Annotated in this window: 9 protein-coding genes; 6 read left to right on the forward strand and 3 right to left on the reverse strand. The window is 29.7% G+C overall.

All coding sequences use genetic code 11. The annotated features are described in order from the left end of the window. Positions 1-124 precede the first annotated feature (124 nt). The 3 genes from Q0C22_RS04980 to Q0C22_RS04990 form a co-directional block, all read right to left on the reverse strand. Positions 125-1357, reverse strand: a complete 1233-nt coding sequence (locus tag Q0C22_RS04980; RefSeq protein WP_291492383.1) for a hypothetical protein — start codon at positions 1355-1357, stop codon at positions 125-127. An 823-nt stretch (positions 1358-2180) separates the two neighbouring features. Continuing rightward, positions 2181-4106 (reverse strand): DNA polymerase domain-containing protein, encoded by a 1926-nt coding sequence (locus Q0C22_RS04985; RefSeq protein WP_291492385.1) that lies wholly within the window; start codon positions 4104-4106, stop codon positions 2181-2183. A gap of 62 nt (positions 4107-4168) precedes the next feature. After that, positions 4169-4486 (reverse strand): hypothetical protein, encoded by a 318-nt coding sequence (locus Q0C22_RS04990; RefSeq protein ID WP_291492387.1) that lies wholly within the window; start codon positions 4484-4486, stop codon positions 4169-4171. Between Q0C22_RS04990 and Q0C22_RS04995 the strand changes: the two genes are divergently transcribed. From Q0C22_RS04995 to Q0C22_RS05015, 6 genes are all read left to right on the forward strand, one after another. Continuing rightward, complete coding sequence (locus Q0C22_RS04995) at positions 4442-5779, forward strand: TIGR02556 family CRISPR-associated protein (RefSeq protein WP_291492396.1); 1338 nt, start codon at positions 4442-4444, stop codon at positions 5777-5779. The two genes, Q0C22_RS04990 and Q0C22_RS04995, sit on opposite strands and share 45 nt — an antisense overlap. 45 nt (positions 5780-5824) lie before the next feature. After that, the gene (cas7b, locus tag Q0C22_RS05000; RefSeq protein WP_291492389.1) at positions 5825-6718 is read left to right on the forward strand and encodes a type I-B CRISPR-associated protein Cas7/Csh2; all 894 of its coding nucleotides are present in this window, start codon (positions 5825-5827) and stop codon (positions 6716-6718) included. 7 nt (positions 6719-6725) lie between these two features. Next, the gene (cas5b, locus tag Q0C22_RS05005; RefSeq protein WP_291492391.1) at positions 6726-7448 is read left to right on the forward strand and encodes a type I-B CRISPR-associated protein Cas5b; all 723 of its coding nucleotides are present in this window, start codon (positions 6726-6728) and stop codon (positions 7446-7448) included. Positions 7449-7450: 2 nt separating this feature from the next. Beyond that, entirely contained in the window at positions 7451-9721 is a 2271-nt protein-coding gene (gene cas3, locus Q0C22_RS05010; RefSeq protein WP_291492393.1) for a CRISPR-associated helicase Cas3', read from the forward strand. Continuing rightward, positions 9703-9900, forward strand: a complete 198-nt coding sequence (locus tag Q0C22_RS10450) for a Dna2/Cas4 domain-containing protein (protein WP_367172107.1) — start codon at positions 9703-9705, stop codon at positions 9898-9900. The genes cas3 and Q0C22_RS10450 overlap by 19 nt, the downstream gene beginning before the upstream one ends. After that, the coding region (locus Q0C22_RS05015; protein ID WP_291492395.1) for a Dna2/Cas4 domain-containing protein at positions 9845-10045 on the forward strand (201 nt) is incomplete at its 3' end. The genes Q0C22_RS10450 and Q0C22_RS05015, both read left to right, overlap by 56 nt.

The following is a 10045-nucleotide window of genomic DNA, read 5'->3' on the forward strand; positions in this document are numbered from 1 at the left end:
CTAACATAGTAAGTAAAGTGCTGTCCTTTTATTACTTTTACTGGTTGGTTCATAATAACCTTTTGTTCTATTTTAGATGTAACATTTAAAGGTTGGCCTACAAATATAAACATAAAGCACCTCCTTAATTTGATACTTTTATTTGGTAAGTTAGACCGTTTTGGTTTAAGTCATACTCAACTTGATGGCTAAGGAAAAATGGCATACCGAAGTCTTCAAAGTTAAACCAAGAGGGGTGAGATGAATCGCCAGCATAACATACGACATTATTGATCAGATTACCATAGCCACCTTGATTTGGATCGTAAGTGGTAAAACTAAATAAATATAGGTTGCTGTTTGTATTAGATGAATAAAGAGTATAACCGCTTTGTATATAACATCCATCTAAATACTGAGACGATGAAGATGACCAATTTGGTAACTGTTGCAGTAAAGAACCAAATGAAGTATAAGTTCCTGTTCCTGTATCAAACATTGTGGAGTATGATACAGAGGAAGATGTTGCAGAGGGAGAGTACATGGTAGTATTGTAGCCGTTATAGGATATTGTAGTGTAATTCCCACTAACAGAACCACCAAAGATTAAATAACCTATAGGTGTGGTTGAAGAGACAACTTCAGCGTTATTTGTTAGAGAGATAAAGCTAAAGCTGTAGTTGTGGTAGCCTAATAGAGCAGGGAAACAAGCATGGAAATAATCACTGCAACCTACTCCCAAATCTCCGTTAATTCCATTAGCACCAAAAGCATTTCCTGCTGTTTGAGAGCAGTAGGTCATTGTAGTACACAATCCGTTCATACATACGGTAGCTGAGTATAGTTGTCCGGTAAAAGATTGTCCTCCCCCATATTGTCCACTACATGACTGCCCCGTGCTAACCCCGTAGTTACCATTGGTGATAGAACTATTAGCTAACACTAATCCGCCACCTTGGCCTGTATCTAGTATAACATTATTAATAACATTTCCATTGAGCGTAAGGGATACTGATAAAACATTATAGTATCCTGGATTTTCATATATTGGCACAGAAACCGTTGCTGTAGCTGACGGTATGCATTGATGGTTTATGAACATGTCACTGCTAAGGCAAACACACTGAGAACCATTCCAATATTGTCCTGCAGGACAAGTGGGATTAGTTTGCCCAGTGCTACCTCCTGATTGTTGTGTTTGCCCTGTGCCACCACCTGACGGCGGAGTTTGCCCCGTACCACCACCAGAAGGCGGTGTTTGCCCACCATTTGATGGTGTAGTTCCAGCTGAATTACCGCTTCCGCCACCGCAACTGCTTAAGACCACGGAAGCAAGCCCTATGAAAATAAGCTCTTTAGCAATTGCTATTTTTTTCATATTAACTTACCTCGCTGGACAAGAAAAACAAAGAATTGTTGAACTCCATTTTTTACTTTTTTAGCATCGGTTCTAAGGCCTAGAAAAACAAAGCCTCTCTTACTAGGAACATCCAAAAAACTCCATCTTCCCAATCCACTCTGCAAGAAATAACTTTTTTCTATGAACATGTCATATTAAATATAATCATTTAGGTATATTTGTCAAGTAAGAATAGCTTATGAAGAGGTAGCGTTCCATGTTAATGTTTCCCCTATCCTAAGATTGCCATGATGATATTTTCTTCGGTAATAACTACTGGTTTGATTAAAAAGATATAAATAATGTATAGGAAATAACTTGTAATAGTACTGGCTAACATATATTCATAGCTGTATGCAAGCTCATTAAATATGCACATAATACACGAAATTTCGTGATAGTGGATTACCGTATATAATGCATAAAGAGATGGGAAGAAGAACGCAGTGACTAGGAAAAATTCTTTTCTGCTAGCTAGTGCAATAAAGAATAATAGTGTGCCTATGTCAAATACTTTAATTTCATAATATACAAAGCATAGTATTATAAAGATGATAATGTTGGGGAGTAATCGTAGTAGTATGTCATCTATAGTTAAGCTTTGCTTAATTTTATGTTCTCTTTTTTCTGTAACAATTTTATTATTTATTACTTTTGCTTTTGTGAAATTGCATAGAAAAATCACATGCTTCAAACCAGAGTATAGTATAATCACTTCTTGGTTGTTTGCAACATGCTTCTTCTTTGATGGTCGCAACAAAGTCATATTTAATTATATCTTAAATTTATTCTTCTGTCAAGATCATACCTCAAATTCTGAAGGTTCGTATTGTTTGTTGTATAATTTATCTTCAATTTCTTTTAAGACAGAATAGAGTTTTGTCTCTTTCAGCATAAGGTTTTTATCGTTCCATACAGATATCCAACTATGTTCATTTTCTGGGATCTTCCTTGGAATAGCATTTATATCTATTGCTTTTGTGATAATGGTTAAGTTTGTCCTTAATGTTTGAATAGCAAATGTGTTTTGCAGTGCATTTCCTATACCTTTATTCTTAATAACGATGCTGTCGTTGTTGTAAACATACATTTTAGGTAATATTACATACAAATCTCTTAGCATAGCTTCATACTTAAATGGTATAGTTTCATTTTGGACTAACTGGAAAAAGTTTTCAGGCGGTATATTTGTAAAAATTGAGTCAGTATCAGTGTAATATATATTGTAATTGTGTAAGAGTATTTTAAGCATAATAGAATACATAAAGAACCTAGCTGATGATGTTGTGGCAATAGCATGCAAAGGAGCAGAGACTTTTGCAAATATTCTTGCTTTTTCTATGTTGATATTTCTTATATCTGATATTTCGTGCACAGACTTATGCCTAACAGAGTCAACCCTTAAGCCTAGAGATCCAAATATAGAATTAGATATCACTTTTAACGCATATTGATGAAATCCTTGACTATGTTCTTGTTTTAAGCGTTCTCTTTCCTTTATCAACTGTTCAATCTTTTCTTTATTTGGGAAGTCAGACATATTGCAGAAAAAGCTATTACCTGATACTTCAAAGTCAAACATAAGCAAAAACAAAGACTCATAGCCTTGAATTTGATATTCTTTATCGGGCTGAAATCTAAAGTATCTTCTTCCATGCTCATCTTTATAAGAAAAAGGAAAATATCTATAAAGAATATCCTTATATTCTTCAAATTCTTTTGATATGCCTTTTAACTTAACATGTAAGATAGGAAACATAGATATATATAACTCATACATTTCTTTGAGGCTCTTGCCGTTTGACAGATAATACTTTAAAATAGATTTTAAATCTTGACTTTTGTACATCTTATCAATTTCTTCTTTTGGCAACACTGCTAATGTGCTTCTATTTACAACTACATTAGGATATTGGAAATGCACCAATACATTAGGATATAAACTGTTAGCATCGTAAACATAAGCAAATGGAGCATAGTGTTGAAAGATCTCCACTCTCCCACCAATAAAATCTAACTTATCGTTCATTTTATTTGGTATAAATGTTTTAATATTAAGAGGTATATACTGTCTAGAAGTCCTTGCTTGTGTAAATCCCATATTCTCCTCAGTGAAACGCTCTGCTAACAGCATCATAGATTTAACATAGTTTATTCTATATGTATTGTAATCTTTTTCATCACTACCTACCTCAATCCCATATGTTTTGCATGCATCTTCTAATGTGTTATCTTTGCTAACACTAATTAATTCTTTAATATCTACTAATCTTAGTCTTTTTTTAGACGTGACAATAAACGCTGTATTTTTATTGATCATTATCTTGCCTACATCTTTAAAAATTACAAAATCAAAATGATACCCATCGAAAGCACAAATCCCTGCATGAGAAAACTCTGATGCCTTAATAATAATCCTCGCTATCTTATCATAACTTAGTGGTGTAGTATTGTAATAAAATACATATTGCCCATCTTCTTTTTTATTAAATTTAAACAAATCAAATATAACATCTAGTTTAGTAGCATACTTTTTATAACTCCCAATACAAGCAAAGGAAATGTTTTTTGCATTGATCAGCTCTAAGTTGTCTTTAATCTCATTAATATGCTTGTTATAACGAGTTCTTTTAATTAACTCTAAATTATCTGTTGTATCTAACCTTATATACAGCAATTTACTCCAATCATCTTTGTTTTTGTCCCATCTTACTTCATAGATATTCATAAATCTCTTCTCGCAATTATTATTTTAGCATGTTTCTTCTATGAAATCATGATTGCTATTCACTAACACATCTCTTTTATGAGCTTAATTTCTTCTTCTGTAAGATTGTAAAGCTTATATACTAACTCGTTGATTTGTTCTTCTGAATCTCTTACTTTTTGTTGCTTTTCTTGATCCTGTTCGTAACCATCGGATTGAGTAAGCTCTAAGATTTGATTTACAAGGTCTTCTATTTGCTTGGTTATGTGTTGGTTGTAAGGAGTGATGGGAGGAATGGGGAGCTGTTCTAATGTAAAAATTGTTATTTCACCTTCAATTCCTCCACCTGAGTATAGATTTTTGTAAATGTATTTAAAAATGATGAAAACAAAGCTTATCAAAGTTTTTATTATAAATATGATACGGAAAGTTTAGCAAAAAATAAACTTTGTTACATATGTCAAAATCCAAGTAGTGAGGTGTGGGGTTTTGTAAACACATTCAATTTTTATACAGCAGACAAAGAAAGTTATGTTGCAGGTGGATTTAATCAAAAATTGATGTGGAAAAATTATCCTGTATGCCCAAATTGTGCAAAAACACTCGAAAGAGGCAAAGAATACATTAATAAAAACTTACTTTTTAAATTTTGCACTTTCGATTACTACATTATTCCTGAATTAATCGTACAAAAAGATGAATTATTAACCCAGGTATTGAAAAGAATGAAAAGATATCAAAATTTTTCACTACAAGAACAACCTGCTTCACTTATAGAAAATACGGAAGAAAAAATTTTGAAAGAATTATCACTTGAAAGTAATAATGTGAATTTTAACTTTTTATTTTTCAAGGAATCAAACAGTGCTTTTAAAATATTGTTGTTTTTGCAAGAGATCGCTCCTACACGATTAAAGTTTTTAATAGAGTCAAAAGACATAGTCGATAAAAGAGACTATGGATACAATATTTTTGAAGAAATAAAAACAAAAAAAGACTTTTCTATCAAATTTGATTTTTCTTTCAAGTTTATTAGAGAATTTTTTCCTAACAATAAGTCAGATGGTAATTTTGATAAATATTTTCTTTCTATTTTAAATAACATTTTTATTGGCAAAAAAATACCTTTTGAGTTTTTATTAAAAAGGTTTATGGAAAAAATTAGAAATGAATTTCTTAACAAAGATAGTATAGAACAAATTGCTTTAAAATCATACAAGATTGTATTGTACTTAGACGAAATAAAAATTTTAGAAAGGAGAATTGGAATGAAATCAAATGATGGTGATTTCGAAAATTTTTTTGAAAAACATTCAATATTCGACGATAATTTAAAAAAAGCCCTTTTTCTTGAAGGTGTATTGGTTAAAAAGTTGCTTAACATTCAGTATCAGAAGAAAAACTCTACACCATTTATGAGCAGACTTAATAGTTTAAAAATTGACGAAAAAATAGCAAAAAGGCTTCTGCCAGAAATTATAAACAAATTAGAAGAATACGATTCTAATTATTATATTGACATTGAAACTGCTATTGGCAAATATATGCTAAATGCCGATTTTCACAAGTATTCTATAGACGAATTGAGTTATTATTTTACATTGGGATATGTTTTGGAAAAATATTTTTATGGGACAACAGGCGATTCCATGCAGCAAATCCCATTAAATGATAGTAAAGGACAGTTTGAATAGTTTTAAAATTAGATTTTTGTAAAAACTTAGATTTTAGGAGGTTTTATGTTAGTAGAAAAAAGAAGCGAATTACTTTTCTGCTATGATATAGCAGATGCCAACCCCAATGGTGATCCCATGGATGAAAATAAACCCAGAATTGACGAAGAAACCAAAATAAACATTGTTACAGATGTTAGACTAAAAAGAACAATCAGGGACTATTTATTTGAATATAAAGGATATAATGGTCAAAATGGAAAAGATATCTTTGTAAGAGAAATATTTATAGAAGATTCAAAAGGTATTCAAGACGGCAAAGAAAGAGCAAAAGATTATAATAATGATCCAAAAAAAGTCATAAATGAATGCATAGATATCCGTCTTTTTGGGGGTGTTATACCATTAAATAAAGATTCCATAACATACACAGGACCCGTTCAATTTAAAATGGGCAGATCCCTTCATAAAGTAGAATTAAAACATATTAAAGGAACCGGTGCATTTGCTTCAAAAGCAGGTGCCAAGCAACAAACTTTTAGAGAAGAATATATTCTTCCTTACTCTTTTATTTGTTTTTATGGTATAATTAACGAAACGGCAGCCAAATACACTCAATTAGCAGAAGAAGATATAAAAGAGCTTTTTGAGGCAATATGGAATGGAACTAAAAATTTAATAAGCCGATCAAAAATTGGACAAATGCCACGATTTTTACTTAAAGTAACATACAAAGAAAAAGGGTTTTTTATTGGAGATCTAGATAAAAAAGTTGCAATTTCAGACTTTGAAAATGAATTTAAAATAAGATCAGTAAAAGATTTTAAATTTGATATTTCACAATTAATTAATGTTTTTGATTCAAATAAAGATAAAATTGAAAAAGTTGAATATTTAATAGATGAAAATCTAAAAATAAATGGAGCAATACCTTCAGATTGGGTTAAATTAAGTTTTTAGGTGATTTATGAAAATAGTTGTGTTTGAGGTATGGGGAGATTATGCCCACTTTAGGATTCCATATACCACAAGTTCTCCACTTACTTTTCCTATTCCAACAAAAACTGCTTTGTATGGTATAATTGGTGCTTTTTTGGGATACCCAAAATATGCTTATTTAGATAATTTTCAAAACAAAAGTTGGCAGTTTGCAGTTTCTTTAAAAAGACCAATTTCAAAAACCTATATACCTGAAAATTTTATCAATACAAAAGTTGTAAAAATGTTTGCACGTATGCCTAAACACGAATCGTGTAGGACTCAAATAAACCTTGAGTTTCTAAAGTCTCCAAAGTTTAGAATTTACGTTACCTCTGTATATCAAGAGGAACTTAATAAATTAGAAAACATGCTAAAAGAGCACAAATCAATGTATAATATTGTCCTTGGAATTTCTGAGTGTCTTGCTAATTTTGAATATATTGGTAGTTTTGATGGTAAAAACTATACATCCAATAATTTTGTAGAAATTAACTCTATAATTCCATTAGATTCAAATGATAACTTAAAGTTAGATTTATCATGGGAGCAAAAACTTGTAAAAATACATTTACCTACTGAAATGAAACCAGATAGAGAATTGATAGAAACAAAAAATTTTATTTTAGAAAAAGAGGCAAAATCTATTAGGGCTATAGTTAGTAAGTACACTTTTATAGAAAACCTTAACGAAAATATTATACTTTTTTAAAAATGGCATGTTTTTCGCATCCTAATAAGTTGCTTTCAGATCATCTGGAAAATGTAAAAAATATTGGGTTAAATGTATTTGATAGTAAAAAAAACCTTAATTTTTCAATTCCAAAACAGCAAATTAGGGATGCTCTTGAAATAATTTTGTATTATCACGATTTTGGAAAAGCCACCCTATATTTTCAAGATTATTTAAAAAACGGGCAAAAATGCACCTTTAGTGATGATTTGACTAGTCATGCACTATTATCTGCCTGCATTACATCCTATCTGATAAAACAAAAAACAGATAACGATATGCTTAGCACTATTGGTTTTGTTGCAGTTAGAAAACATCATGGTGATTTAGAAAATTTAAACCCTATGATTTCTATTTCACCAAGCAAATACGAAATATTAAAAAAACAATTTTCTACCCTAAATTTCTCTTGTTTTAAAGAAAATCTACAATTCAATTTTGAGAGTATTGTTGATTTTGTAAAAGATTTATTATGGGTTGATTTTGAAAAAAACTTTGAAACTTATTTTTTAATGAATTTCATTTTTTCTATACTTACCTATTCAGACAAAAGCGATGTAGTTTCTACAAAGTTAAAACCAGTTGTATTTAATAAGGATATAAATAGTTATATTGACAAATTTAAATCTATCAATTTTCAGGAATTAGACATAACTAGAAATGAAATTTACTTAAAAAGTCTTATGCAATTAAAAAAAATGCATGAGAGTACAGGTATTTTTTCTCTTAATGTGCCAACTGGTTCAGGTAAAACATTAACATCTTTAAATTTAGCTTTTAATCTTTTAGTTCAAGAAAACTTAAGCAGAATTATTTACGCTTTACCCTTCACTTCTATTTTAGATCAAACAGAAAAGATTATTGAAAATGTTTTTCAGGCAAACAAAGAAGAAGCTAACAAATACATGATTGTTCATCATTATTTAGCTGATATCAAAATTACTAACGATGAAACAAGCTTAATTGGGAATGATGCTCAATTTTTAATTGAGAACTGGGACAAACCTTTGATTTTAACTACCTTTTGGCAGCTTTTTAATACACTAATATCAAATAAAAATAGTCAAATTAGAAAATTTCACAATATTGCAAATTCTATAATCATACTAGATGAAGTCCAAAGTATCCCTTACAAATACTGGCAACTAACAAAAGAGCTTTTTCAAAATCTGATTAAGATTTTAAACTGCAAAATCATTTTTTTAACTGCTACAATGCCATTGATTTTTCAGGAAAGTAAAAAAGAAATACAGCCACTAATTGATTCTCAAACAAGGCAAGACTATTTTCAGAGATTTTCAAAATACTCAATTACTATATTGAAAGATACCAATGATATTATTAAAAAAATAAACTTAGATGAATTATTTGAAATAGCAAAAAGTAAAATTAAAAACTACCAGAACAAAAGTTTTCTTTTTGTATTTAATACCATAGATTCAAGCATTAAATTTTATAAAAAATTAAAAGAAACTTTTTCAGATAAAAAGCTTTTTTATTTATCTGCAAATATTGTACCTTTTGAAAGAAAAAAACGTATAAATGAAATTAAAAACAACCCCGAAAACAAAATTATAGTATCAACCCAACTAATAGAAGCTGGGGTTGATATTGATGTAGATGTAATTTATAGAGATTTTGCTCCATTTGATAGCATCGTTCAAGCTGCAGGCAGATGTAATAGAAACAATAAAAGATCTCAAGGAGAAGTTATAATTTTTAAATTAGTCAATAATCATGAAAAGTACGATTATAATTATATCTACAGCGGTCTAACTCTAATTGAAACCAATAATTTGTTTTCAGATAAAATTTATCAGGAATCTCAGCTTTTTGAGCTTATCAATAAATATTATAACCTGATAAGCAATAAAAGTTCTCAACAAGAAAGCCTGGATTTGATAAAAAGCTTAAAAGAATTAAATTATGAAGAACTTTGTAAATTTAAGTTAGTAGAAGAAATTCCTTCATTTAATATGTTTTTAGCACTTGATGAAAAAGCCAATCAACTACTCCAACAATTCTTAGAGATAAAAAAAATACAAGATAGGTATGAAAGAAAATCTGAATTTTTAAAAATCAAACACTGGTTTTACCAATATTTATTATCTTGCAAAATAAATACTAAAACACAAAATTACATATCTTCATTTGAGGAAATTGGTGGGATAAGATTGGTTAATCACGAAATGGTTGATAGTATTTATGATTTCGAGACAGGATTAAAGACAGAATGGGGAGTATTTCTTTAAATTTAAAACTTTATTCACCTTCACTATTTAATGCATTTAATATCTGTCAAAGGCAAGCCTGGCTTATGTCAAGACATTTGGATGCAGACCAAAGCAATGAATTTTTAGAAATTGGCAGATTAATTGATAAAACTTCCTTTAAAAAAAGAGAAAAAGAAGATTTATATTGCAGATCTTGAGGCAATGATAGATATGATTGTAAAAAAAGATAAAATTTATTATATTGCTGAGATTAAAAAATCATCCAGAACTTTAGCAAGCGGAATTCTTCAGCTCAAATATTACATGTATCTTCTTAAAAATAAAAAAGGTATTGAAATAGAA

The sequence above is a fragment of the Desulfurella sp. genome (assembly GCF_023256235.1).
Classification (GTDB): domain Bacteria; phylum Campylobacterota_A; class Desulfurellia; order Desulfurellales; family Desulfurellaceae; genus Desulfurella.